Origin of the sequence: Calidifontibacter indicus (assembly GCF_003386865.1) — a bacterium.
In the GTDB taxonomy this organism is placed as follows: domain Bacteria; phylum Actinomycetota; class Actinomycetes; order Actinomycetales; family Dermatophilaceae; genus Yimella; species Yimella indica.
This window is the reverse complement of sequence record NZ_QTUA01000001.1, coordinates 1,854,675-1,878,505: the sequence shown is the minus strand read 5'-3', so window position 1 is coordinate 1,878,505 and position 23,831 is coordinate 1,854,675. Positions and strand designations below refer to the sequence as shown.

The 23,831-nt window shown below is 69.0% G+C and carries 21 protein-coding genes and 1 pseudogene; 12 read left to right on the top strand and 10 right to left on the bottom strand.

Annotated features, from left to right (window positions below):
- Positions 1 to 61: 61 nt before the first annotated feature.
- From DFJ65_RS08965 to hrcA, 3 genes are read right to left on the bottom strand one after another with little or no spacing between them, the layout of a single operon-like run.
- Positions 62 to 844 (bottom strand): 16S rRNA (uracil(1498)-N(3))-methyltransferase, encoded by a 783-nt coding sequence (locus DFJ65_RS08965; protein WP_115922731.1) that lies wholly within the window; start codon positions 842 to 844, stop codon positions 62 to 64.
- A gap of 10 nt (positions 845 to 854) precedes the next feature.
- Positions 855 to 1,970, bottom strand: a complete 1,116-nt coding sequence (gene dnaJ / locus DFJ65_RS08960) for a molecular chaperone DnaJ (RefSeq protein ID WP_115922730.1) — start codon at positions 1,968 to 1,970, stop codon at positions 855 to 857.
- Positions 1,971 to 1,979: 9 nt separating this feature from the next.
- On the bottom strand, positions 1,980 to 2,996 hold the full coding sequence (hrcA, locus tag DFJ65_RS08955) for a heat-inducible transcriptional repressor HrcA (RefSeq protein ID WP_115922729.1): 1,017 nt from the start codon (positions 2,994 to 2,996) through the stop codon (positions 1,980 to 1,982).
- Between the two features lie 140 nt (positions 2,997 to 3,136).
- On the opposite strand from hrcA, the gene DFJ65_RS08950 reads away from it, so the two are divergent.
- The 5 genes from DFJ65_RS08950 to nadC all read left to right on the top strand — a co-directional run bounded on the left by DFJ65_RS08950 (position 3,137) and on the right by nadC (position 8,413).
- Positions 3,137 to 4,015, top strand: coding sequence for a DUF3097 domain-containing protein (locus tag DFJ65_RS08950; protein WP_115922728.1), 879 nt, complete (start codon positions 3,137 to 3,139; stop codon positions 4,013 to 4,015).
- A gap of 31 nt (positions 4,016 to 4,046) precedes the next feature.
- Positions 4,047 to 4,949, top strand: coding sequence for an NUDIX hydrolase (locus DFJ65_RS08945; RefSeq protein ID WP_115922727.1), 903 nt, complete (start codon positions 4,047 to 4,049; stop codon positions 4,947 to 4,949).
- Between the two features lie 144 nt (positions 4,950 to 5,093).
- Positions 5,094 to 6,080 (top strand): quinolinate synthase NadA, encoded by a 987-nt coding sequence (gene nadA, locus DFJ65_RS08940; RefSeq protein ID WP_170144045.1) that lies wholly within the window; start codon positions 5,094 to 5,096, stop codon positions 6,078 to 6,080.
- A gap of 9 nt (positions 6,081 to 6,089) precedes the next feature.
- Positions 6,090 to 7,532, top strand: a complete 1,443-nt coding sequence (locus DFJ65_RS08935) for an L-aspartate oxidase (protein WP_115922725.1) — start codon at positions 6,090 to 6,092, stop codon at positions 7,530 to 7,532.
- A complete protein-coding gene (gene nadC / locus DFJ65_RS08930) occupies positions 7,529 to 8,413 on the top strand; it encodes a carboxylating nicotinate-nucleotide diphosphorylase (RefSeq protein WP_115922724.1) in 885 nt (294 codons plus the stop codon). Before DFJ65_RS08935 ends, nadC begins: the two co-directional genes overlap by 4 nt.
- A 45-nt stretch (positions 8,414 to 8,458) precedes the next feature.
- Here the strand turns inward: nadC and DFJ65_RS08925 are convergent, their stop codons facing one another.
- The 3 genes from DFJ65_RS08925 to DFJ65_RS08915 all read right to left on the bottom strand — a co-directional run bounded on the left by DFJ65_RS08925 (position 8,459) and on the right by DFJ65_RS08915 (position 11,593).
- Positions 8,459 to 9,055: an MOSC domain-containing protein gene (locus tag DFJ65_RS08925; RefSeq protein ID WP_115922723.1), complete on the bottom strand. Its 597-nt coding sequence runs from the start codon at positions 9,053 to 9,055 to the stop codon at positions 8,459 to 8,461.
- Between the two features lie 138 nt (positions 9,056 to 9,193).
- On the bottom strand, positions 9,194 to 10,417 hold the full coding sequence (hemW, locus tag DFJ65_RS08920) for a radical SAM family heme chaperone HemW (protein ID WP_115924215.1): 1,224 nt from the start codon (positions 10,415 to 10,417) through the stop codon (positions 9,194 to 9,196).
- A gap of 132 nt (positions 10,418 to 10,549) precedes the next feature.
- Complete coding sequence (locus tag DFJ65_RS08915; RefSeq protein WP_211308404.1) at positions 10,550 to 11,593, bottom strand: YeiH family protein; 1,044 nt, start codon at positions 11,591 to 11,593, stop codon at positions 10,550 to 10,552.
- An 82-nt stretch (positions 11,594 to 11,675) separates the two neighbouring features.
- On the opposite strand from DFJ65_RS08915, the gene DFJ65_RS08910 reads away from it, so the two are divergent.
- On the top strand, positions 11,676 to 12,578 hold the full coding sequence (locus DFJ65_RS08910; protein ID WP_115922721.1) for a LysR family transcriptional regulator: 903 nt from the start codon (positions 11,676 to 11,678) through the stop codon (positions 12,576 to 12,578).
- On the opposite strand, the gene DFJ65_RS08905 is transcribed toward DFJ65_RS08910, so the two are convergent.
- The 3 genes from DFJ65_RS08905 to lepA form a co-directional block, all read right to left on the bottom strand.
- Complete coding sequence (locus DFJ65_RS08905; RefSeq protein WP_115922720.1) at positions 12,562 to 13,026, bottom strand: hotdog fold domain-containing protein; 465 nt, start codon at positions 13,024 to 13,026, stop codon at positions 12,562 to 12,564. The two genes, DFJ65_RS08910 and DFJ65_RS08905, sit on opposite strands and share 17 nt — an antisense overlap.
- Before the next feature lie 97 nt (positions 13,027 to 13,123).
- Entirely contained in the window at positions 13,124 to 13,930 is an 807-nt protein-coding gene (gene trmB / locus DFJ65_RS08900; RefSeq protein WP_245950138.1) for a tRNA (guanosine(46)-N7)-methyltransferase TrmB, read from the bottom strand.
- Between the two features lie 4 nt (positions 13,931 to 13,934).
- Positions 13,935 to 15,779, bottom strand: a complete 1,845-nt coding sequence (gene lepA / locus DFJ65_RS08895; protein ID WP_115922718.1) for a translation elongation factor 4 — start codon at positions 15,777 to 15,779, stop codon at positions 13,935 to 13,937.
- 260 nt (positions 15,780 to 16,039) lie between these two features.
- On the opposite strand from lepA, the gene DFJ65_RS08890 reads away from it, so the two are divergent.
- The gene (locus DFJ65_RS08890) at positions 16,040 to 16,657 is read left to right on the top strand and encodes a hypothetical protein (protein ID WP_115922717.1); all 618 of its coding nucleotides are present in this window, start codon (positions 16,040 to 16,042) and stop codon (positions 16,655 to 16,657) included.
- Positions 16,658 to 16,720: 63 nt separating this feature from the next.
- Here the strand turns inward: DFJ65_RS08890 and DFJ65_RS08885 are convergent, their stop codons facing one another.
- Positions 16,721 to 17,941: an MFS transporter gene (locus DFJ65_RS08885; RefSeq protein WP_115922716.1), complete on the bottom strand. Its 1,221-nt coding sequence runs from the start codon at positions 17,939 to 17,941 to the stop codon at positions 16,721 to 16,723.
- A gap of 205 nt (positions 17,942 to 18,146) precedes the next feature.
- Between DFJ65_RS08885 and aceB the strand changes: the two genes are divergently transcribed.
- The 5 genes and pseudogenes from aceB (at position 18,147) to DFJ65_RS08865 (ending at position 23,802) form a co-directional block, all read left to right on the top strand.
- Positions 18,147 to 19,745, top strand: coding sequence for a malate synthase A (gene aceB / locus DFJ65_RS08880; protein WP_115922715.1), 1,599 nt, complete (start codon positions 18,147 to 18,149; stop codon positions 19,743 to 19,745).
- Between the two features lie 3 nt (positions 19,746 to 19,748).
- Complete coding sequence (locus tag DFJ65_RS08875; RefSeq protein ID WP_115922714.1) at positions 19,749 to 21,221, top strand: FAD-linked oxidase C-terminal domain-containing protein; 1,473 nt, start codon at positions 19,749 to 19,751, stop codon at positions 21,219 to 21,221.
- Positions 21,221 to 21,655, top strand: a pseudogene (locus DFJ65_RS18475) (FAD-binding oxidoreductase); the annotation flags it as partial. The gene DFJ65_RS08875 and the pseudogene DFJ65_RS18475, both read left to right, overlap by 1 nt.
- Positions 21,656 to 21,685: 30 nt before the next feature.
- Positions 21,686 to 22,426: an FAD-binding oxidoreductase gene (locus DFJ65_RS18060; protein WP_245950134.1), complete on the top strand. Its 741-nt coding sequence runs from the start codon at positions 21,686 to 21,688 to the stop codon at positions 22,424 to 22,426.
- A 65-nt stretch (positions 22,427 to 22,491) separates the two neighbouring features.
- Positions 22,492 to 23,802 carry a (Fe-S)-binding protein gene (locus tag DFJ65_RS08865; protein ID WP_115922712.1) on the top strand — a complete coding sequence of 437 codons (1,311 nt, stop codon included), beginning with the start codon at positions 22,492 to 22,494 and terminating at the stop codon, positions 23,800 to 23,802.
- Positions 23,803 to 23,831: the final 29 nt, after the last annotated feature.

The window sequence follows — 23,831 nt, the reverse complement described above, 5'->3', positions numbered from 1 at the left end:
GCGCGAGCCGGGCGACTCACCCGAATAACTCCGGCGGTCTCCAGCGCGCGCAACCGTCGGTTCAGTCGTCGGCCGCGGGCTGTTGCGTCCATCGGGTGGCGGCCATCACCACCGAGATCGCGGCCGGGCCGGCGCTGGAGGCACGCAGCACGTGCCGCCCGAGGCGCACCACCCGGGCGCCCACGTCGCGCAGGGCGTCGAGTTCGGCGGGGCTGATGCCGCCCTCCGGGCCGACGACCAGCACGACCTCGCCGGCGGCGCTCAGGTCGAGCCCGGCGAGCGCCTCGTCGGCGTCCTCGTGGAGCACGAGCAACGCAACGTTTGCGTTTGCGTTTGCGTCTGCGTCTGCGAGGCTGGCGAGCCGCTTGCGGTCGAGCAGTTCGGCGACGACCGGCACGGTCGCCCGGCGCGACTGTTTGGCCGCCGCGCGCACCACTTGTTCCCACTTGCGCCGTGCCTTCGCCCCGCGCTCGCCGCGCCACTGCACGATGCTGCGCTCGGCCTGCCACGGCACGATCCGGTCGACCCCGAGCTCGGTGGCGGCCTCGATCGCCTGGTCGTCGCGGTCGCCCTTCGCCAACGCCTGCACCAGCGTGACCCGGGGCCGACCGGGGTGCTCATGACGCACCGCGACGATGCGCACCTCCAACCGGTCGGCGGCCGCCGCGACCGTCTCGCACTCGGCGACGACGCCGCTGCCGTCGGCCAGCAGCACCGGTTCGCCCGGCTCGATCCGTTTCACGGTCGCGGCGTGCCGGCCTTCGGCGCCGTCGACGACGATCGTCTGACCAGGGGTTGCCCCGGTCAGACGTCCGGCGTCGAGCAGGAAGAGCGCTGCGGTCACTTCGGTTCGGTCACTTGAAAGCGTCGCGCAGCTTGCCGAACAGTCCCTTGTCGGCGCGCTGGAAGTTGCCTTCCGGTCGCTCCTCGCCGCGAGCGGTCGCCAGCTGCCGCAGCAGGTCGCGCTGTTCGTCGGTGAGGTTGCTCGGCGTCCGCACGTTGGCGTGCACCAACAGGTCGCCGCGCTGCGAGGAGCGCAGGTGGGTGACGCCGAGCCCCTTGAGCGTGACGACGTCACCGGCCTGAGTGCCCGCCTTGATCTCGACGTCCCGCACACCGTCGAGCGTCTCCAGGGGCAGGTTCGCACCCAGCGCGGCTGCGGTCATCGGCAGTTCGACCGAGCAGTGCAGGTCGTCGCCGCGCCGCTGGAAGGTCTGGTGCTTACGCACCCGCACCTCCACGTACAGGTCGCCGTTGGGGCCACCACCGGGGCCCACCTCGCCCTCGCCGGTCAGCTGGATGCGGGTGCCGGTGTCGACGCCGGCCGGCACCTTGATCTTCAGCGTGCGGCGGTCACGGCGGCGTCCCTCGCCGGCGCAGTCGACGCACGGCGACTCGATGATCTCGCCGTAGCCGTTGCAGGCGCCGCAGGCGCGGGTGGTCATCACCTGGCCGAGGAACGAGCGCTGCACCTGCTGCACCTGGCCCGAGCCGTGACAGATGTCGCAGGTACGCCGTCCGGTGCCCGGTCGGGCGCCGTCGCCGTGGCAGGTCTCGCACAGCACGGCGGTGTCGAAGACGAGCTCCTCGGCCCCGCCGAACACGGCCGTCGACAGGTCGATCTGCAGGGGCACGAGCGCGTCCTGACCGTGCTGCACGCGCGACCGCGGGCCGGCCTGCGCTCCAGCACCGGCGCCGAAGAAGGCGTCCATGATGTCGGTGAAGCTGAAGTTGCCGCCGAAGCCGGTCTGACCGCCGCCGAACGGGTCGGAGCCCATGTCGTACTGCTGACGCTTGTTCGGATCGGACAGCACCTCGTAGGCCTGCGAGATCTTCTTGAACTCGGCCTCGGCCTCCGGGCCGGGGTTGACGTCGGGGTGCAGCTTGCGAGCCTGCCGTCGGTAGGCCCGCTTGATCTCCTCGGCGGGGGCATCCCTGGACACGCCGAGGTCGGCGTAGTAGTCGTTCACGAAGTTCCTTTACTGCTCGAGAATTTCCGAGACGTAGCGGGCGACCGCACGAACGGCGGCCATGGTGGTCGGGTAGTCCATCCGGGTCGGTCCGAGCACCCCGATGCCGCCCGCGGTGTACTGCGCGCTGACGACCGACGCCGCACGCAGCCCGTCGACGGCGTTCTCACCGCCGATCCGCACCGCGACGACATCGCCGCTGTCGGGCGCCATCTGCTGGAACAACCGCAACAGCACGACATGTTCCTCCAGCGCGTCGAGCACCGGTCCGATGGTGTCGGGGAAATCCAGCCCGGAGCGGACGAGGTGTGCGGTGCCGGCCATCGCGACCCGCTCCTCGCGTTCTTCGGCGAGGAAGTCGGCGATGAGTTCGGCGCCGGGCACGAGCTCGGTCTGCGCGTCGGTCTGTGCGTCGGTCTGCGTTTGTCGGGCAACCCATGCGGCGATGCCGTCGGTGGCCTGGGCCCGGGTCTTGCCTTCGGCGAGTTCGTTGACCACGGCCCGCAGCGCGGGCAGATCGTCGTCACTGTGCGCGAGCGCCAGAATGCGTTGCTCGACCCGACCGGTCGACATGATCAGCACCACCATCAGGCGCTGCTCGGTGAGCGACACCAGTTCGACGTGGCGCACGGTGGCCGCCCCGATCGACGGGTACTGCATCACCGCCACCTGGTGGGTGAGCGACGACAGCAACCGGACCGTGCGGTCGACGACATCGTCGAGGTCAACGGCCTGCTGCAGGAAGGTCTCGATCGCCACCCGCTCCGAGCGCGACAGCGGCTTCATGTGACCGAGCCGGTCGACGAACCTGCGGTAACCCGCGTCGGTGGGCACACGTCCGGCGGAGGTGTGCGGGGCGCTGATGAGCCCCTCCTCCTCCAGCGCTGCCATGTCGTTGCGGATCGTCGCGGCGCTCACACCGAGACGGTGCCGTTCGAGCAGGGCCTTGGAACCCACCGGCTCGGAGGTCGCGACATAGTCCTGCACGATCGCGCGCAACACGTCGAGTCGACGTTCCTCACTCATGGCGGTCCTCCTCCCGGCGATGGGTTCTCGGGCCGGCACTCACTGGCACTCAGTCGGCCCGAGTGCCAATTCTACGACCCGCGCGAGGGTGGGCGTGTCAGGTGCGGTGGTGAGCTGCGCCGCCCTCTACCGTGTGCGCCGTGACTGATCGATACGGCTCCGATGTCCTGTCCGGCGACTGGCGTGCACCCAAGCGTGGGCGCTCGCAGGATGTGCCCGCCGAGCGCGACGTGGTGGTCGAGGAGGTCGAGACCGGGTTCGTCGGCGCCGTCGTGCGGGTCGAGAAGGCAGGCGGAATGCACGTCGTGCACCTCGAGGACCGCCGCGGCAAGGTGCGTGCGTTCCCGCTCGGACCGGGTTTCCTCATCGACGGTCGTCCGGTGAACCTCACTCCCCCTCGTCCGGCGGACGCCGCGGCGCTCGCCGCCGCACGCGCCGCCACCACCCGTACGGCGAGCGGGTCGGTCGCCGTTGCCGACCAGCGCGCCAAGGTCGCCCTCGGGTCGCGGATCTTCGTCGAGGGCCGCCACGACGCCGAACTCGTCGAGAAGGTGTGGGGCCACGACCTGCGGGTCGAGGGCGTGGTGGTCGAAATGTTGGACGGCGTCGACGACCTCTCGGCGGTCATCAAGGACTTCGCGCCGGGCCCCGGCCGGCGCATTGGCATCCTGGTCGACCACCTCGTGCCCGGCACGAAGGAGCAACGGATCGTCGATGCGGCCCGCGCCCTGCCGCAGTCGCGCGACCACGTGCTGATCCTCGGCCACCCGTACGTCGACGTGTGGCAGAGCGTGCGCCCGCAGAAGCTGGGGTGGACCAAGTGGCCGGTGATTCCGCGCGGCACCTCGTGGAAGCACGGCATCCTCGCCGAACTCGGCTGGCCCCACCGCACCCAGGCCGACGTCGCTCAGGGCTGGAAGCGCATCCTCGGCACCGTCGACAACTACGCCGACCTGCAGCCGGAGTTGCTCGGCCGGGTCGAGGAACTCATCGACTTCGTCACTGCGCCGAGCTCGTGAGGGCGGGCCACGAACAAGTAGGTTCTGGGGCATGACCTCCCGCCCGGCCGCTTCGCTACACGCCGACCTGGTGGCGGTCGTGGTCTCCGTCGGCGCTGCGAGTGCTTCCGCCGACCAGGGGCCGATGGTGCTCGCCGCCGGCGATCCGCTGCACCTGCCGGCGGGGCCGCTGCGCACCGACCACCACTCGCTGCAGAACGGCGCGCGCGCGTTCGTCGCGGAGCAGACCGGCCACACTCTCGGCTTCGTCGAGCAGCTCTACACGTTCGCCGACCTCGGCCGCGACGGCTCCGCCGGACGCGCTGTGTCGATTTCCTACCTCGGCCTCACCCGTGCCACCGCCGATGCGGGATGGCGCGACGTCTATGCCCTCCTGCCGTGGGAGGACCGCCGTTCCGAGATCTCGATCGCGTTGTGCCGCAGCCTTGTTCGCGAGCTCTCCAGCGGGTCGGGCGACGCGACCGAGCGGATCGAACATCTCTTCGGTGATGGCGACCTGCCCTGGCGGCCCGAGTTGGCGCTGCAGCGGTACGAGCTGCTCTGGGAGGCCGGGCTCGTCGCCGAGTCACCTACCGCGTCCGCCGGGGTGGAGGAACTCACCGGCGAGCGGATGCACTCCGACCACCGCCGCATCCTCGCCACCGGCCTGTCCCGGCTGCGCTCGACGATTCAGTACCGCCCGTTGGTGTTCGAGCTGATGCCGCCCACCTTCACCCTGGGCGAACTACAGGCCGTCGTCGAAGCGCTCGTCGGGACGGGACTGCACAAGCAGAACTTCCGGCGTTCGGTCGAGCAGCAGGCGCTGGTCGAACCCACCGACGACACCTCGCGGGCCACTGGCGGACGACCGGCCCGGCTCTACCGCTTCCGCCGCGAGGCCATCGCGGCGCGCGGGCAGGTCGGCACCAAGGTGCCGATCCCCCGCTCGCGCTGACTTTCCCCACTCCGCAAACGCTGCAGTACTCGCCAGTCGCTGCGGCTGCACGCAGCATCTGGACGCAGCCGCAACGTTTGCAGGAAGTGGTGTTATGCTCACTTCAAGTATTTACTCAATATGAGCAAATCGAAGGAGCCGACGATGTCGACAGCCACCTACGAGAAGGTCCGCCACCTCATCCCCGAGGTCGAGTGGGCGGTCTTCGAGCCGGAGATCGAGGCGATCCAAGCGCTCAAGCGCGAGCACGACGCCGTGATCCTGGCGCACAACTACATGACGCCCGAGGTGTTCCACGGCGTCGCGGACATCGTCGGCGACTCACTCGCCCTCGCCCGGGAGGCCCAGCACGTCACGGCCGGCACGATCGTGCTCGCCGGCGTGCACTTCATGGCCGAGACGGCGAAGCTGCTCAACCCCGCCAAGCGGGTGCTGCTGCCCGACCTGCGCTCGGGCTGCTCGCTCGCCGAGAGCATCACCCCGGACGACATCGCCGAGTTGCGCCGCCAACACCCCGGCGTGCCGGTGGTCACCTACGTCAACACCAGCGCCGCGGTGAAGGCAGCCAGCGACATCTGCTGCACCTCCGGCAACGCCGTCGAGATCATCGAGTCGCTCGGGGTCGACCGGGTCATCATGATCCCCGACCAGTACCTCGCCCGGAACATCGCCGCCCGCACCGGCGTCGAGGTGATCACCCACCCGGGTGCGTGCGAGGTGCACGAGCGCTTCACGCCCGCCGACATCGACGACATCCGCTCGGGCAACCCGGGGGTGACGGTCATCGCCCACCCCGAGTGCCCACCGAATGTCGTTGCCGCATCGGACTTCTCGGGCTCCACCGCCCAGATGATCGACTTCGTCGGCCAGGTGTCCCGGGCGGGCGTGCCCGACGCCGGCGGACGCCGCAAGGTCGCCCTCATCACCGAATGCTCGATGAGCGACAACGTGGCCGGCGAGCACCCCGACGTCGACTTCGTGCGCCCGTGCAACCTGTGCCCGCACATGAAGCGCAACACCCTCACCGCGATCCGTCGCTCGCTCGAACTCGGCCAGCACGAGATCACTCTCGACCCCACCCTCGAAGCACCCGCGCGCCGCGCCATCGAGCGCATGCTCGCGGTCAAGTAGGAGCACACCATGAACAAGCCGGTCATCATCGGCTCGGGCCTCGCGGGCCTCACCGCGGCCTGGGCCCTGGCCCCCACCGAGTGCGTCCTGGTCACGCCGGGCACGCTCACCGACAACGCCGCGAGCATGTGGGCGCAGGGCGGCATCGCCGCGGCGCTGGCCGACGACGACTCCCCCACCCTGCACGCGGCAGACACCGTGCGCGCCGGCGCTTTCGTGGGCGACACCCGCACGATCCGCCGCATCACCGATGCCGCACCCGATGTCGTCGCGCTGCTCGCCGACCTCGGTGTGCCGTTCGACCACACCGACGACGGACGCCTCGACCTCGCCCTCGAGGGCGGCCACAGCCGCAGCCGGGTGGCGCACGCCGGCGACTCCTCCGGCGCTGCGATCACCCGGACGATGGCCGCCGCGGTCCGCGACCTGCCGAGCGTGCACACCCTGGAACGGCACGCGGCGCGCCGCCTGCTCACCGGCGCGGACGGCGCGATCAGCGGCGTGGAGGTCATCGCCCCCGACGGTTGCGCCCTGGTGCTCGAGACGGACGCCGTGGTGCTGGCGACCGGAGGCATGGGTGCGCTCTGGCCGTGCACGACCAACCCGGCCACCGCGCTCGGTCAGGGCGTTGCGATGGCCGCGCGTGTCGGCGCCCGCACCGATGACCTGCACCTCGTGCAGTTCCACCCGACCGCGCTCGACGTGCCCGCCTTCCCCAACCCGCTGCTGACCGAGGCGCTACGCGGCGCGGGAGCGATCCTGACCGCCGACGGTGAACGGTTCGTGCACGAACTCCAGCCGCGCGACGTCGTTGCCGCCGCGGTCTGGGAGCAGTTGCAGGCGGGTCGATCGGTTCGCCTCGACTGCCGCGAGATTCCCTGCGTCGCAACTCGTTTCGCCGCTGTTGCGGAGCTGTGCGCGGCGCACGGGTTCGACATCGTCCGCGACCTGCTGCCCGTGCGACCCGCCCTGCACTACTCGATGGGCGGCGTCAGTGTCGATGCGCACGCTCGCACCTCGGTGCCCGGTCTCTGGGCCGTCGGTGAGGTGTCGCGCACCGGCCTGCACGGAGCCAATCGCCTGGCCTCCAACTCGTTGCTCGAAGCGGTGGTGACCGGCCGCGCGGCGGCCGACTCGATCCGAGGAGCCGACACCCGTTGGACCCCGCAGGTGCTGCCGGTCGACCCTGCCACCGTGGTGCCGCCGTCCGCGGGCGCTGCGGTCGACCTCGGCGAGGTGCGAGCGATCCTCGGCGCCAGCTGTGGGGTGTTGCGCGACGGCGAGTCGCTCGAGGGCGCGGTCGACCGACTCGCCGAGTTGCGGCACGACGATGCGGGCTACGTCGCCTGGCTCGTCGCCCGCTCGGCCCTGTTGCACCCGCACACCGTGGGCGCCCACCGGCGCATCGACGAACAGCTCGAAACCGCTGCGGCACAGGAGGTTCCGGCATGATCGACACTCAGATCGGGATGGAGATCGACCGCATCGTGCGCACGGCGCTTGCCGAAGACCTCGGCCAGGCCGGCGATCTCACCACCGCGACCACCGTGCCGTCCGACATCCAGGGCAGCGCGCACCTGGTCGCCCGTCAGGACGGTGTCGTCTCCGGGGTGCGCGCGGCGCAGCACGCCTTCGACCTGGTCGACGCCTCGCTGGAGGTCGACTGGTTCGTGTCAGACGGTGCGACGGTCGCGCCGGGCACGCGCATCGCGACGGTCACCGGGAGTGCCGCATCGATCCTCACGGCCGAACGCACCGCGCTGAACCTGCTCGGCCACCTCGGCGGCATCGCCACCCGCACCGCAGGGTTCGTGCGTCTCGTCGACGGCACGGGTGCCCGCATCGCCGACACCCGCAAGACCACGCCCGGGCTGCGCGCCCTGGAGAAGCGCGCGGTGGCCGACGGCGGTGGAGTGAACCACCGCTTCGGGTTGCACGACGCAATTCTGGTGAAGGACAACCACATCGGCCTCGGCGGCGGACTCGACAAGGTGCTCGCCCGCCTCGCCGAACACACCGGTCACCTGGTGCGAGTCGAGGTGGAGGTCGACACGCTCGACCAACTGCGTGAGTTGCTCGCCTTCGATGCCGACCGGCTCGGGCGCCGCCTCCCGCCGGTGGTGCACGGTGTGCTGCTCGACAACATGACGCCCGACCTCATCCGCGAGGCCGTCGGCCTGATCGACGACCACCCTGCATCGCTGGTCATCGAGGTCTCCGGTGGCGTCGACGAGACGACCGTGCGCGGGTTGGCCGAGGCGGGTGCGCAGATCATTTCGATCGGTGCCCTGACCCACAGCGTCCGGACGCTCGACATCGGCCTCGACCTGTAGGCAGACCGATTGGGCGGCGCCGATCGTTGCCGAGTCGCCGCGCGCTCAGACGGGACCCAACGCGACCCCGGCGCCGTCCGGCAGCTCGACCGTGATCGGGTCACCCGCTCGCACCGTCCCGCTCCGCTCGACGACCGACATCACGCCCGCCCGGCGAATGACCTGCACCGTCCGCGCCTCGGGTGAGGCCGTCGACGGGGCGGGTTCGTCGGTCGGGGTGCCGTCGGCCCGGGAGAGCACCACTTTGAGCAGACCCGGCTTGAAGTCGTTGATCTGCACGCACGGGTTGCGCAGGCCGGTGAGCCGCACGACGGCCTCGTCGCCGAGGTGCAGGCGGGTGTCGACCGGGAGCGCATGCAGGTCGACACCGCTGGTCAGCACGTTCTCGCCGAGGTCGCCCGCGGCCAGGGTGTAGCCCATGCGCTCGGCGGTTTCGAACACCTCGCTGGGCACGAGATGCACCTGCCGCAGGTTGGGTTGGTTCGGGTCGCGATGCACCCGGGACCGGTGTTGCACAAGGGTTCCCGCGTGCGCGTCACCTCGCACCCCCAGGTCGGCGACCAACTCGATCGCCTCCACCGGCGCCTTGGAGAAGCGGTGCAGCTCGTCCCGGCAGACGGCGGCCACGCGAGGCTTAATCATGAGTCGATCCTCGCGCACTCGTCGGCCAGGCGGCACCCACGCCCCCGCACCAACTCGCGTCGGACGCGACTTACTCGGCGGTTCGGCTCCGTACGCGTGAGTAACTCGCGCCTGACGCGAGTTCGTGCGGTGCGCCGGTCAGAAGTCGAGCAGCCGACGGACGGCGGTGTCGGCGAGCAGCCGTCCACGCAGGGTGAGCACGAGTCGCCGATCGCGCAGGGCCGTGGGCCCGTCGACGAGACCGTCGCCGATCAGCCCGGCGACGGCGGTGCGCCCGGCGGGTTCGAGGTCCTCGAGGGCGAGGCCGGCGTCGCGACGGATGCCGAGGAGCACGCGCTCCTCGTATCGCTGTGTGTCCGTGAGCAATTCGCGTCCGGCGCCCGGCGAGTTGCCCTCGGCCAGCACCGAGGCGTACGCCGCAGGGTGCTTGCGATTCCACCAGCGCACCCCACCCACGTGACTGTGCGCGCCGGGCCCGATCCCCCACCAGTTCGCGTCCGACCAGTACAGCTCGTTGTGGCGGCAGCGCAGCGCGGGGTCGGTGGCCCAGTTCGACACCTCGTACCAGGAGTAGCCGGCCCCGGCCAGCAGTGAGTCGGCGAGCTCGTACTTGTCGGCCTCGTCGTCGTCATCGGGCATCGTCACCTGACCGCGGCGCACCTGGGCGGCGAGCTTGGTGCCCTCCTCGACGACCAACGCGTAGGCGCTGATGTGCCCGGGCTCCAACGCGATTGCGGCCTCGAGCGAGGTGCGCCAGTCGTCGAGCGACTCCCCCGGTGTGCCGTAGATGAGGTCGACGCTGGTCGCGAGCCCGGCCGCCTTCGCCGCTTCGACGCTGCGGCCGACGTTGGCGGGGTCGTGCGTGCGCTCGAGGGTGTGCAGCACGTGCGGCACCGCCGATTGCATCCCGAACGACACCCGGGTGAAGCCGCCGTCCGCCAGCACCTGCAGCGGGTCGGGGGTCACCGAATCGGGGTTCGCTTCGGTGGTGATCTCGACGTCGTCGGCAAACCCGAAGCGCTCCCGCAGCGCCCCGACCATCCGCACCAGGTCGTCCGCCGCGAGCATCGTGGGTGTGCCTCCACCCACGAACACCGTCGAGACGGCGGGCGCCGCGTCACCCAGCACCCGCGCAGCGAGCTCGATCTCGCGGATCGCGGTGTCGGCGTAGGAACCGACGCTCGCGCCGGGGCCGAGCTCGGTCAGCGTGTAGGTGTTGAAGTCGCAGTAGCCACACCGCACCCAGCAGAACGGAACGTGCAGATAGACCCCGAACGGCTTGTGCGGCAACGACTCCAGCGCCGCGACGGGCAGACTTCCGTCGGTCGGTACGGGTTCACCGTCGGGCAGCGCGCTGGGCATTGCTCCATTCTCGCCGACGTCGACCCGCACGCCGAATCGCTGCACCAACCGCCACAGTCGCTGCACCTGCGTCCGGCCACTGCTGGTGCACCACCAATGGCCGGCGAGTAGCGCAGCGTTTGCGGGCGGGGGTCAGAGGGAGCCGGTCAGCGCCTGCACGCCCAGGCTGGTCGACGCGACGAGCACCGACAGGATCGCCCCCAACAGCAACGGACGGACGCCGGTGCGGCGCAGTTCCGACGGACGCATGGACAGCCCGATCGCGGTGAGCGCCAGGGTGATTCCGAAGGTCGCGATCGACGAGAGGGCCGGGTGCCACGACGACGGGACGAGTCCGCCCGAGTTGACGGCCGCGGCGACCACGAACCCGACGAGGAACCAGGGCACCACCTGACTCAGTGGAATGCGCACCGGCGAGCGGCCACCTGCCACCGACCCGGCCGACGAAGCAGCCGCAGCCGACCGGCGCGCGGTCAGGTACGCCAGCACCATCGTGATCGGGATGATCATCAGCGACCGGGTGAGCTTGACGACGATCGCGTGATCGCCGGCCCCGTCACCGAAGCCGTACGCCGCAGCCACCACCGACGACGTGTCGTTGATCGCCGTGCCCGCCCACAGGCCGAAGCTCTCACCGGTCATGCCGAGCAGGTGACCGATCGCCGGGAAGGTCAGCACGCCGATCACGTTGAAGACGAAGATCGTGCCGAGGGCGTACGCCGCGTCGGCCTTCTTGGGGCGCATCACCGCGGTGCTCGCCGCGATCGCCGACGCACCACAGATGCCGGTGCCCACCCCGATCAAGGTGCGGACGTCGCGCCCCACCCCCAGCCGCCGTCCGATGAGCGTGGCGCCGCCGAGGGCGACCACCAGGCTGGCGAGCATCACCGGCAGCGACGACGCCCCCACCTTGGCGACCTGACGCAGCGACAACCCCGTGCCGAGCAGCACCACCGATGCTTGGAGCACCTGTTTGGCACAGAAGTCATATCCGGCGCTCAGACGCGACGACCGCAGCCGAGGCACGACGACCCCGGCAAGGAGACCCAGCACGATGCCGCACACCGGGCCTCCGAGCACGGGCAAGAAACGACCGAAAACCGTTGCCACGCAGGCGATAACAATCACCACGAGCGCACCGACAATGGCACCCCGGCGTGCGGTGCGAACAGGCATGGCGTGCAACATGCCTCCACCATCGGGCATCAGTGCCGCCGCCGGTAGCCGGAGAACACGCAGGAGGGCATATCCTTCGCATATGGCAGATCGCCCCGACCCGGCAGCCCTGGAGCTCCTGGTTGCCGTGTCCGACACCGGAAGCGTCGGCGCCGCCGCACGCTCGATCGGCATGGCACAACCCAATGCCACCCGTTCGCTCGCCAGGCTCGAACGCCAACTCGGCCTCGACCTCGTCGTGCGGTCGACTCGCGGATCGACCCTCACTGATGCGGGGACGGTGCTGGTCGATCTGGCCCGCCAGGCACTCGCGGCGATGGACGCCGTCACCGAATCGGCCGCCGCCCTACGAGGCGAAGCCGCGCCGCCGCTGGCGGTCGCGGCGAGTCAGACGATCGCCGAACATCTGCTCCCCCACTGGCTGTCGACGCTGCGCACCAGCAGGCCGAGCAGCACCGTCGCCGTGCACGTGCACAACTCCCACGACGTCGTCGATGATGTGCGATCCGGCCGCACCGCACTGGGATTCGTCGAGGAACCCACCGTGCCCGGCGACCTGCACAGCATGATCGTGGCCCATGACGAGATGGTGCTGGTCGTCGCGCCCCATCACGTATGGGCCGGCCGACGCCGCGCCGTCACCGCCGACGAACTCGCACGCACCGCCCTGATCACCCGCGAGCCGGGCTCGGGAACGCGAATGGCTCTTGACGAGGCGCTCGACCAGCAGGTGCGGCCGCACCTCGAGCTTCCGAGCAACGCCGCGGTGCGGGTGAGCGTTGCGTCCGGCGCGGCACCCGCCGTACTCAGCCGCCTTGCGGTCGCCGACGCCCTGTCGGTCGGCACCCTGGTGACGGTGCCGCTCGGCTTCGACCTGCACCGACCGCTACGCGCGGTCTGGACCGGGTCGCGGCGCTTGTCCGGCCTCGCGGCCGACCTCGTCGCTATCGCCCGCGACGAGGGGGCGGTCAACTCTTCGCGGTGACCCAGACCGGGATGACGCCCGACACCACTTCACTGCCGTCCTCGATGTAGGCGGTGCAGCGCACGTCGACCTGGAAGGGCGGCTGCTTGTCCCAGTCGGCCATGTCGGTGCGCGCTTCACACCGGACGTCGGTGGGCACCTTGGCGCTGTAGTCGAGCCGAATCCCCTTGGGAATCCAGCGCATTCCCTTCGGCGTGGTCGCCTCGCAGAGCAGACCCATCGCCGCCTCGAGACCGTTCGCGACGGCGATCGCGTGCACCGTGCCGATGTGGTTGTGCACGCCGCGCCGCTTGCGGATCGTCACCACGCCGCGATGTGGCTCCATGACCTCCACCTTCGGTCGCACGGTCGCGAAGTAGGGCGCCTTGAGCATGAAGGCGAGCGAGAACGCCCGCTTGCCGAGCGGCTTGCTTTCGATCTGGCGGTACAGCTGGAAGGTCGAGGCCATGCGCAGATGTTACTCAGAAGTAACTTCGGCGCGCCAGCCCCGCGGAAGCAGCCATCCGCAAACCGCTGCCCGGCAACGGCTGCCACCCGGCAAACAGCTACAGCCGCGTCACCGCAAGATCGCGCACGATGCGCTCGACCCGCAGCCCCTTCTTCTCGAAGCGGGTCATCGGACGGTCCTCGAAGCGCGGCGCGAACCCGCCCCGCGAACCCTCCGGGTCGACGTCCGGATCGCCGGGGTCGGCGAACCGTCCGGCGTACGGGTTCGTGAACTGCGCGCAGCCTTCGACGACGTCGCGCATCTGCCAGGCGTAGTCGGCCCAGTCGGTCGCGAGGCGCCACACGCCGCCCGGCTCCAACAACTCGGCGACCTCGAGCGCGAACGACGGCTGCACCATGCGGCGCTTGTGGTGCTTGGTCTTCGGCCACGGGTCGGGGAAGAAGGTCCACACCTCGTGCAGCGAGCCCGGCTCGAACATCAACGGCATCGACCACGCGGCGTCGGCGATCGCGATCCGCAGGTTCGTGACGCTGGCAGCCACCGCCTTGGTGATGGTGTGCGCGACGCCGGGCCGCCACACCTCGAAGGCAAGGAAGTCGACGTCCGGGTGAAGCGTCGCCGCATGCACGACGGCGTCGCCGGCGCCCGACCCGATCTCGACGATCAGCGGCGCCGACCGACCGAACACCGCCTCCTTGTCGAAGCGGTACTCCGGGTCGAGTGTGGTGTCGGTGCCGTTGAGCGGCAGGTCGAGCAGGTAGGTCGCGCCGTGCTCCTCCATCGCCCGCTCGTGCCGGTCGGGCATCCGTCCACCGCGCCGGGTGAACGATCGCGTGCGGGCGAGCGGACGCCCGTCCGGGGTCGTCGGAACAACCGGGTCGAGACCCGAATCACGTTGTGCCACAGTGCTACTTCTTCGCCTTCTCGGGCGCGGAGTCTTGCGACAAGGCAGCGATGAAGGCTTCCTGCGGCACCTCGACGGAGCCGACCATCTTCATCCGCTTCTTGCCTTCCTTCTGCTTCTCCAGCAGCTTGCGCTTACGCGAGATGTCACCGCCGTAACACTTCGCGAGCACGTCCTTGCGGATCGCCCGGATGTTCTCGCGGGCGATGACCCTCGCACCGATCGCGGCCTGGATCGGCACCTCGAACTGCTGCCTCGGGATGAGCTCCTTGAGCTTGCCGGCCATCATCACGCCGTAGGCGTACGCCTTGTCACGGTGGACGACGGTACTGAACGCGTCGACCTTGTCACCCTGCAGGAGGATGTCGACCTTCACCAGGTCGGCCTGCTGCTCGCCGTCGGGTTCGTAGTCGAGAGAGGCGTAGCCGCGGGTGCGCGACTTCAGGGAATCGAAGAAGTCGAAGACGATCTCGGCGAGCGGCAGCGTGTAGCGCATCTCGACGCGATCCTCGGACAGGTAGTCCATGCCGCGCAGGGTGCCGCGCCGGCTCTGACACAACTCCATGATCGCGCCGATGAACTCGCTCGGCGCGAGGATCGTGGCCCGCACCACCGGCTCGGTGATCGACTCGATCTTGCCCTCGGGGAACTCCGACGGGTTGGTCACCACGACCGTGCGCCCGTCGTCGAGCTTCACCTCGTAGACCACCGACGGCAGGGTCGAGATGAGGTCGAGGTCGAACTCGCGCTCGAGGCGCTCGCGCACGATCTCCAGGTGCAACATGCCGAGGAAGCCGATGCGGAACCCGAACCCGAGGGCCGCGGAGGTCTCCGGCTCGTAGACCAGCGCGGCGTCGTTGAGCTTGAGCTTGTCGAGGGCATCACGCAGCACCGGGTAGTCGGAACCGTCGATCGGGTACAGACCGGAGAAGACCATCGGCTTCGGGTCGCGGTAGCCACCCAGCGGCTGCGTCGCACCGTCGCGGGCCGAGGTGATCGTGTCGCCGACGCGCGACTGGCGCACGTCCTTCACGCCGGTGATCAGGTAGCCCACCTCGCCGACGCCGAGCCCCTTCGCCGGTTCCGGCTCCGGGGAGATGACGCCGATCTCCAGCAGTTCGTGGTTGGCCTTGGTCGACATCATCTGAATCCGCTCGCGCGGGTTGAGGCTGCCGTCGACCACACGCACGTAGGTGACCACGCCGCGGTAGGTGTCGTAGACGGAGTCGAAGATCATCGCGCGGGCTGGAGCCGACGCATCGCCGACCGGCGCGGGAATCTGCCGCACGATCTCGTCGAGCAGCGGCTCGACACCGACGCCGGTCTTGCCCGACACCTTGAGGCAGTCTTCGGGCTCACAGCCGATGAGCCCGGCGAGTTCCTCGGCGTACTTCTCCGGCTGGGCCGCCGGCAGGTCGATCTTGTTGAGCACCGGGATGATCGTGAGGTCGTTCTCCATCGCGAGATAGAGGTTCGCGAGGGTCTGCGCCTCGATGCCCTGCGCGGCGTCGACCAGCAGCACCGCACCCTCGCAGGCGGCCAGCGACCGGGACACCTCGTAGGTGAAGTCGACGTGGCCCGGGGTGTCGATCATGTTGAGGCAGAAGGTCTCGCCGTCGAGCTCCCACGGCATCCGCACGGCCTGGCTCTTGATCGTGATGCCGCGCTCACGCTCGATGTCCATACGGTCGAGGTACTGCGCACGCATCGCCCGATCGTCGACGACCCCGGTGATCTGGAGCATGCGGTCGGCAAGCGTGGACTTGCCGTGGTCGATGTGCGCGATGATGCAGAAGTTGCGGATCTGCGAAGGCGGCGTCGCGGCTGGTTGCAGCGCGGTGCGTGCCATGGGTGCCACAGATGTTCCTCGAGGTCTCAGTCGTCGGACGGGTATTCGGTCCAGTCTCCCACGTCCGGCCGTGAGGTCGAATCGACCGGGCAGACCCGCGAACAGGACCGCGCACCCGATCCAGCACACGACGTCCCGTCGCCGTCGAAACCGACGAGTAACTTCGTGTGCTCCAACTCACACGGGCGACCTCACGCCTTGTTACTCTCCGGTAGCCCGCCCGATCCATTCAGGCGGCTTTCCCTACCGAGGAGCACCCGATGAAGACCCTCGTCCGACGCACGACCCTCACGGCAGGCGCCCTGGCCACTTGTGCCGGCGTCATCCTCGCAACGAGCCCCGGCGCCTGCGCGGCGACCGTGTGGACGTTGAACTACAACGCCACCGCGACCACGACCATCGCCAAGATGGGCAAGAGCGTGACCACCACCGGCACCAGCACCACCGACGTCACGCTCGAGACCCGGACGCTCACGTCGTCGTTGACGTTGGCTCCGGTGACGACGTCCGCGGTCGACCTGGGCAGCCTCCCGCTGGCCTACGCGACCGTCGCGGTGGAGCCGACCGCGAAGGCCACCGGGACCATCGACGACAACCAGGTCATCCACATCACGCAGTACGCCTACCTGCACATCACCAAGCTCACCGGACCGGCGAAGCTGGTCAACCTGGTCGGCGCGAACTGCCGCACCGCCACCCCGGTCAGGATGGACCTCAGCGGCAAGATGCAGGGCCTGTTCGACCCGACGAAGCTGTCGGGCACGTTCACCATCCCGCAGTTCAGCGGTTGCGGAGCCTTCGGCATCCTCAACTCGGTCGTCTCCTCGAAGATGTCCGGTCCCGGCAACACGGTCGCGCTCACGCTCACCCCGCGCTGAACCACCGGCCCCCTCCCCGCTCGTACGCCCGCCTGTTGTTCTGGCGGGCGTACGGCGTTCTCCTCAGGCGGGCGTACGGCGCTGCAGCGCCGCCGACACGGCCGTGATGAACAGACCGCCGACGGCGAGCAGCGCACCGAACCGGCTGGGCCACTCGTAACCCATCCCCCGGTCGAGCACGACGCTGCCGAGCCAGGCACCCAGTGCGTTGGCGGCGTTGAGCGTCGAGTGATTGAGCGCGGCCGCGAGCGACTGACCCTCGTGTGCCACGTCCATCAGTCGGGTCTGCAACATCGGCACGAGGATCGTCGGCAGGAAGCCGAGCAGGAACACCCCGATGACCGCGGTCACCTTGCCGTGGGCGAGGTCGCCGAAGACGGCAAGCAGGATCGAGATGCAGACCAGCGACCCGAAGATGCCGCGCAGGATGCCGAATTGCGCGACGCGCCCGGCCACTGTCGCACCGATCGTCATGCCGATCCCGTAGACGACCAGGATGAGCGGGACGGTGCTCTCGGCGAAGCCGGCCAGCTCGGTCATCGTCGGGGTGATGTAGGAGAACGTGGCGAACATGCCGCCGAACCCGACGGTGCCGATGCCGAGCGCCAGCCACACCTGCACCCGGGTGAGGGCCTTGAGTTCCTTTGCGGCGGAAGCGTGTTCGTCGGCCGGCTGGCGAGGCACCCAGGCGAGCACCGCGCCCACGCACAGCAACGAGATCAACCCGACGAAGACGTACGGGTACTGCCAGCCCAGGTGCTGACCGAGCACGGTCAACAGCGGAACTCCGATGATGTTGGCGACGGTCAGCCCGGCGAGCATCATCGACACCGCCCAGGTGCGCCGGTGCGGTGCCACCAGTGAGGCCGCGACGACCGAACCGATGCCGAAGTAGGCGCCGTGCGGCAGACCGGACAGGAAGCGCGCCACCATCAGGGTGCCGTAGGAGCCGGCGAGCGCCGAGGCGATGTTGGCTGCGGCGAACGCCACCATGAGGCCGACCAGTTGGGCCCTGCGCGGCGCCCGCGCGGCCAGGGTGGCGATCAGCGGCGCGCCGATCACGACTCCGAGGGCATACGCCGATACGACGTGGCCGGCCGCCGGAATCGAGATCTGCACCCCGTCGGCGATCTGCGGCAGCAGCCCCATCGTGACGTACTCGGTGGTGCCGATCGCGAATCCGCCGAGCGCGAGCGCGAAGAGCGCGAGCCCGACATGCTGCGGTCGGGCGACCGTCCGATCATCGTCGACGTCGCGGGTCTGCGGGGCGCTTGCTTCGGTCACCGATCGAGTCTCCCGGCAACCGGAAGTTGTCCGCGAATCCGCGCGCTGGTTCGTGAGGAACGTCACCCGTCGCGGTGGCGACCGGCCGCGACGATCGGAACCCACCCACCCACAGCATCGAAACGATTGCTACGGTATTCCATACAGAAGGAAATTCATTCCGCAATGCGGAATTCCGTGCACGTCAGCCAGACAGAGGAGTCGCATGTCCACCTTGAAGCTGCCGGATGGCGTCGAAGTCACCGGTCCGGTGAAGGACCGTTACGAGGAGATCCTTTCCCCCAAGGCGCTCGAACTGATCGCCAAGCTGCACCGTAAGCTCAACGCTCGTCGCCTCGAGCTCCTCGCCGCGCGCGAGGAGAGGGTGAAGAAGGTCGCCGCCGGCGAAGACCTCGACTTCCTGCCCGAGACCAAGAACATCCGTGAGGACGACAGCTGGAAGGTCGCCCCGCTCGCGCCGGGCTTGGAGGACCGACGCGTCGAGATGACCGGTCCGACCGACCGCAAGATGACGATCAACGCCCTCAACTCCGGTGCCAAGGCCTGGCTGGCCGACCAGGAGGACGCCAACACCCCAATGTGGGGCAACGTCGTCCAGGGTCCGATGAACCTGATGGACGCCCTTGACGGCACCATCGACTTCACCAGCCCGGAGGGCAAGGAGTACAAGCTCGTCGAGCCCGAGAAGCAGCCGACGATCATCGTGCGCCCGCGCGGCTGGCACCTGCCGGAGAAGCACATCCTGGTCGACGGCGAGGAGACCTCCGGTTCCCTCGTCGACTTCGCGCTCTACTTGACCGCCTGCGGTCAGAAGCAGATCGACCGCGGCAAGGGCCCGTACTTCTACTGCCCGAAGATGGAAAGCCACCTGGAGGCTCGCCTCTGGAATGACGCGTTCGTCATCGGCCAGGACTTCCTCGGCATCCCCCAGGGCACCATCCGTGCCACCTGCCTCATCGAGACCTTCCCAGCCGCGTTCGAGATGGAGGAGATCCTCTACGAACTGCGCGACCACTCCTCCGGCCTCAACGCCGGACGCTGGGACTATCTGTTCTCGGTGATCAAGACCTACCGCACCCGTGGCGCCGACTTCATCGTGCCCGACCGCAACACGGTCACCATGACGGTGCCGTTCATGCGGGCCTACACCGAATTACTCGTGCGCACCTGCCACAAGCGTGGCGCGTCGGCGATCGGCGGCATGGCCGCCTTCATCCCGAGCAAGGACGAGGCCGTCAACAAGAACGCGTTCGAGAAGCTCAACGCCGACAAGAGCCGCGAAGCGAACGACGGCTTCGACGGTTCGTGGGTGGCGCACCCGGGCATGGTGCAGGCCTGCGACGAGGTCTTCTCCGCGAAGTTCGCCGAGGGCAAGACCAACCAGCTCGACAACCTGCGCGAGGACGTCGAAGTGACCGCCGCGCAGCTGCTCGACGTGAAGTCGACGCCCGGCGAGGTCACCGAGGCCGGTCTGCGCGCGAACATTGACATCGCGCTGCAGTACCTGCGCTCCTGGCTGGCCGGCCGCGGCGCCGTGGGCATCCACAACCTGATGGAGGACGCCGCGACCGCGGAGATCTCCCGTTCGCAGATCTGGCAGCAGATCAAGAACGAGGTCACGACGGCCGACACCGGCAAGCTCATCACCAAGGAGTTGGTGCTGGAGTTGATCGACGAGGTCATCGCCGAGCTGCCGGGCGAGGCGAGCGACTACGACGACGCCAAGGAGACCTTCCTGGAGGTGGCCGTCGCCGACGACTACGCCAACTTCCTCACCCTGCCGGCCTACGAGCGGATGCCATAGCCGATGTCTACCCCGAGCGGGCCGATCGCAGCCGTCATCGAGCGGCTGCGGTCGGCCCTGCCGCATTCGCAGGTGTTGACCGACCCCGCGCAACTGGCGTCGTACGACTGTGACGGCCTGCTCGTGCACCGCGTGCGTCCCGCCGTGGTTGCGCTCACCGACGACGCGGAGCAGGTGCGCGCGGCGGTGCAGGCGTGCGCCGACCTCGACGTGCCGTTCGTCGCCCGGGGGTCCGGCACCGGCCTGTCCGGTGGCGCGCTGCCGCACGCCGACGGCGTCCTGATCGTGATGAGTGGGTTCCGGGAGATCAAGGAGATCTCTGCCGCCGACCATCGCGCAGTGGTCGACCCTGGCGTGATCAATCTTTCTGTGACACAAGCGAGTTCGCCCGAGGGATACTACTTCGCGCCCGATCCGTCGAGCCAGCAGATCTGCTCGATCGGCGGCAACGTGGCCGAGAACTCCGGCGGCGCCCACTGCCTGAAGTACGGCTTCACCAGCAACCACGTGCTCGCCGCCGAGGTCGTCATGCCCGACGGCTCCGCGGTGCGGCTCGGGCAGCGGGCCCCCGATGCTCCCGGCTACGACCTGCTGGGCGCATTCGTCGGGTCGGAGGGCACGCTCGGCGTGACCACCGAGGTCACGGTGAAGCTGTTGCGCAGCGCCGAGTCGGTGCAGACCTTCCTGGCCGGGTTCGAGTCGACCGACGCCGCGGGAGCGGCGACCTCGGCGATCATCGCCGCGGGCATCGTGCCGGCCGCGATCGAGATGATGGACGCCCTCGCCATCGAGGCGGCCGAGGCGGCGGTCGCCTGCAACTACCCCGCGCGAGCGGGGGCGGTGCTGGTCGTCGAACTCGATGGCCCGACTGTCGAGGTCGAGGCCGAATCGCTTGCCGCACAACAGATGTGCCGCGACGCCGGCGCATTCGAGATCCGGCTGGCGGCCGACGCCGAGGAGCGCGCGGCGATCTGGCGCGGCCGAAAGTCGGCCTTCGCCGCGGTCGGTCGCATCTCCCCCGATTACATCGTGCAGGACGGCGTCATCCCGCGCACCAAGCTCTCGGAGGTGCTGCACCGGATGGGTGAACTCGCTGCCGAAAAGGGAGTGCGCGTCGCGAACGTGTTCCATGCGGGCGACGGGAACCTCCACCCTCTGGTGCTCTTCGACGGTGGCGTGCCCGGCGAGAGCGAACGCGCCGAGGAGGTGTCCGGAGCGATCCTCGACCTGTGCCTGGAACACGGCGGATCGATCACCGGCGAGCACGGTGTGGGCTTCGACAAAGCGAAGCACATGCCGAAGATGTTCACCGAAGTCGATCTCGACACCATGCAGCGGGTGCGCTGTGCCTTCGATCCGCACGGACTGTCGAACCCCGGCAAGATCTACCCGACGCCGCGGCTGTGCGGCGAGGTGCCGCGCAAGCGGTCGGCGAACGATCCGAACCCCTACGAGGGCAAGGCGGAAATCTTCTGATGAGCTTGCGAGAAACATTGCAGCACCGTGGAATCGATGTCGAGCAGGGCACAACGGCGACGCTGTTCGACGGACGCGCGCCGAGTTGCGTCGCGCGGCCGGCGTCGACCGAAGAGGTAGCCGAAACAGTCCGAGCCGCTCGTGAGCACGGCGCGGTCGTCGCGGTGCGGGGTGCCGGCACGAAACTGACATGGGGTTCCCCCGCCGGCCACCACGACCTGGTCCTCGACCTGTCGGCGATGAACCGGGTGCTCGAACACCAGCCCGGCGATCTCATCGTCAGCGCGGAGGCCGGTTGCCCGCTGAACGTCGTCCAGAGCACCGTCGCTCGAGCGGGCCAGCGGCTCGCGCTCGACGAAATGGTGCCGGGCACCACTGTCGGTGGGCTCATCGCAACCAATACGAGCGGGCCGCTGCGTGTGCTCGCGGGCACCGTGCGCGACCTGCTCATCGGGGTGACGGTCGTGCTGGCCGACGGCACCGTCGCCCACGCAGGCGGCAAAGTGGTCAAGAATGTCGCTGGCTACGACCTCGGCAAGTTGATGGTCGGCTCGTACGGCACGCTCGCGATCGTCACTGAGGCGACCTTCCGGCTGCACCCGGTGCCGCAGGCGTCCGAGTGGGTCGTCGGTCAACACCCGATCGCCGAATTGCCGCACATACTCAACGACCTTTTGCATAGTCAAGACGCACCGAGCGCGGTCGAGATCCGTTGCGAGACTGCGGATTCGGTAGTTCTCGCCGTGCTGATCGAAGGCACTGAGGGGGGCGTTTCCGCCCGCTCCGGGCGGATCCGCGCGACCGTCGCCGGAGAGAAGGCGCCAGCACCCGGGTGGACCGGCACCTACCCGTGGGCCGTGGGCGAGGGCATCGGACTGAAGATCACCGCGCAACTGTCCGCTGTGCCGAGTGTCGTTGCGGCAGCGGCCGAACTCGGCTGGACGATCCAGGGATCAGCCGGTGCGGGAGTGCTGTACGCATCTGCGTCCGGCGCAGCCGAACCGGATGATGTCGAGGCCACCGCAGCACGTTTTCGTGAGGTCGCCCTCGGCGGCAGCGTGATCGTGCTCGATGCGCCGAAGGAGATGCGCGGGCAGGTCGATGTGTGGGGTCCGATCCCGGCCATCGACATCATGCGCCGTGTGAAACAGCAGTTCGATCCGGAAAACCATTTGGCCCCAGGCCGATTCGTGGGAGGAATCTGATGCCCGACCCCCGCACCGCCTCTGAACCGGCTATCACGCCAGGCGTTGACGTCAGTGTCGAACCGATGTCGCTGATCACTGGGTTCGACGAGCACAACCCACCCGACCCGAGCCTGCTGTCCGACTGCGTGCACTGTGGTTTCTGCTTGACGACCTGCCCGACGTATGTGCTGTGGGGCGAGGAAATGGACTCCCCGCGCGGCCGTATCCACCTGATGAAGAACGTCACCGAGGGCGCACCGCTCGACGACACCGTGGTGGGTCACATCGACGCCTGCCTCGGCTGCATGGCGTGCGTGACGGCGTGCCCGAGTGGGGTGCAGTACGACCGACTACTGGAACAGACCCGCGCGCAGGTCGAGCGCAAGGCGCACCGCTCTCGCTCGAACAACGCGTTGCGTGGAGCGGTCTTCAAGCTGTTCCCTTACCCCAAGCGACTCAAGGCCCTGCGCGGGCCGCTGCGGGCCGGCCAGCGTCTCGGGCTCGACCGCGCCATCGCGAAAAGCGTTCTGCTCGAACGCATTTCGCCGTCGCTGGCAATGCTGCAAAGCCTCACCCCCGAGCTGACCAAGCCGGAAAGGCTGCCCGAACGCATCCCGGCGAAGGGCACCAAGCGGGCGACCGTCGCGATGCTCACCGGCTGCGTGCAGGACGCGTTCTTCTCCGGGGTCAACGCCGCTACCGCGCGGGTGCTTGCCGCCGAAGGATGCGACGTGGTGGTGCCGCCGAACCAAGGATGTTGCGGTGCGCTGTCGAGCCACTCCGGCCGTGAACCCGAGGCCCAGAACTTCGCCCGCGCGCTCATCGACACCTTCGAGCAGCACGACGTCGACTACATCGTGGTCAACTCCGCCGGGTGTGGCAGCGCGATGAAGGAGTACGAGTTCCTGCTCGCCGACGACACGACCCACGAGGCCGACGAACGCGTCAAGCGTTTCCGCGCCAAGGTGCGTGATGTGAGCGAACTGCTCGCCGACCTCGGCCCGGTGGCCACCTACCACCCGCTGCCGATCACCGTCGCCTACCACGATGCCTGCCACCTCGGCCACGCCCAGGGCATCCGCAACCAGCCGCGTGAGCTGCTGCGCGCGGTGCCGGAGCTGACCGTGAAGGAGATCAAGGACGCGTCGATCTGCTGCGGCTCGGCGGGCATCTACAACGTTCTGAACCCCGAGCCGGCCAAGCAACTCGGCGACGCGAAGGCCGCCAACGTGATCGCGACGGGTGCGCAGTTGCTGGTGACGGCAAACCCTGGGTGCATCATGCAGATCGCCCTGGGTGTCGAGAGAGCGGGCGGACGCATCGGCACGGCCCACATCGTCACCGTGCTCGACCACTCGCAACGAGGACTTCCGACTGACGGTCTGCTGAAGTAGCGCTATGCGCTTTTCCATCAACGACGCCC

Excerpts from the sequence above, each read along its gene's own strand:
- hrcA (WP_115922729.1), bottom strand. The coding sequence starts at position 2,996 with ATGAGTGAGGAACGTCGACTCGACGTGTTGCGCGCGATCGTGCAGGAC.
- DFJ65_RS08945 (WP_115922727.1), top strand. The coding sequence starts at position 4,047 with ATGACCTCCCGCCCGGCCGCTTCGCTACACGCCGACCTGGTGGCGGTC.
- nadA (WP_170144045.1), top strand. The coding sequence starts at position 5,094 with ATGTCGACAGCCACCTACGAGAAGGTCCGCCACCTCATCCCCGAGGTC.
- DFJ65_RS08935 (WP_115922725.1), top strand. The coding sequence starts at position 6,090 with ATGAACAAGCCGGTCATCATCGGCTCGGGCCTCGCGGGCCTCACCGCG.
- nadC (WP_115922724.1), top strand. The coding sequence starts at position 7,529 with ATGATCGACACTCAGATCGGGATGGAGATCGACCGCATCGTGCGCACG.
- DFJ65_RS08925 (WP_115922723.1), bottom strand. The coding sequence starts at position 9,055 with ATGATTAAGCCTCGCGTGGCCGCCGTCTGCCGGGACGAGCTGCACCGC.
- hemW (WP_115924215.1), bottom strand. The coding sequence starts at position 10,417 with ATGCCCAGCGCGCTGCCCGACGGTGAACCCGTACCGACCGACGGAAGT.
- DFJ65_RS08915 (WP_211308404.1), bottom strand. The coding sequence starts at position 11,593 with ATGCCTGTTCGCACCGCACGCCGGGGTGCCATTGTCGGTGCGCTCGTG.
- DFJ65_RS08910 (WP_115922721.1), top strand. The coding sequence starts at position 11,676 with ATGGCAGATCGCCCCGACCCGGCAGCCCTGGAGCTCCTGGTTGCCGTG.
- DFJ65_RS08905 (WP_115922720.1), bottom strand. The coding sequence starts at position 13,026 with ATGGCCTCGACCTTCCAGCTGTACCGCCAGATCGAAAGCAAGCCGCTC.
- lepA (WP_115922718.1), bottom strand. The coding sequence starts at position 15,779 with ATGGCACGCACCGCGCTGCAACCAGCCGCGACGCCGCCTTCGCAGATC.
- DFJ65_RS08890 (WP_115922717.1), top strand. The coding sequence starts at position 16,040 with ATGAAGACCCTCGTCCGACGCACGACCCTCACGGCAGGCGCCCTGGCC.
- aceB (WP_115922715.1), top strand. The coding sequence starts at position 18,147 with ATGTCCACCTTGAAGCTGCCGGATGGCGTCGAAGTCACCGGTCCGGTG.
- DFJ65_RS08875 (WP_115922714.1), top strand. The coding sequence starts at position 19,749 with ATGTCTACCCCGAGCGGGCCGATCGCAGCCGTCATCGAGCGGCTGCGG.
- DFJ65_RS08865 (WP_115922712.1), top strand. The coding sequence starts at position 22,492 with ATGTCGCTGATCACTGGGTTCGACGAGCACAACCCACCCGACCCGAGC.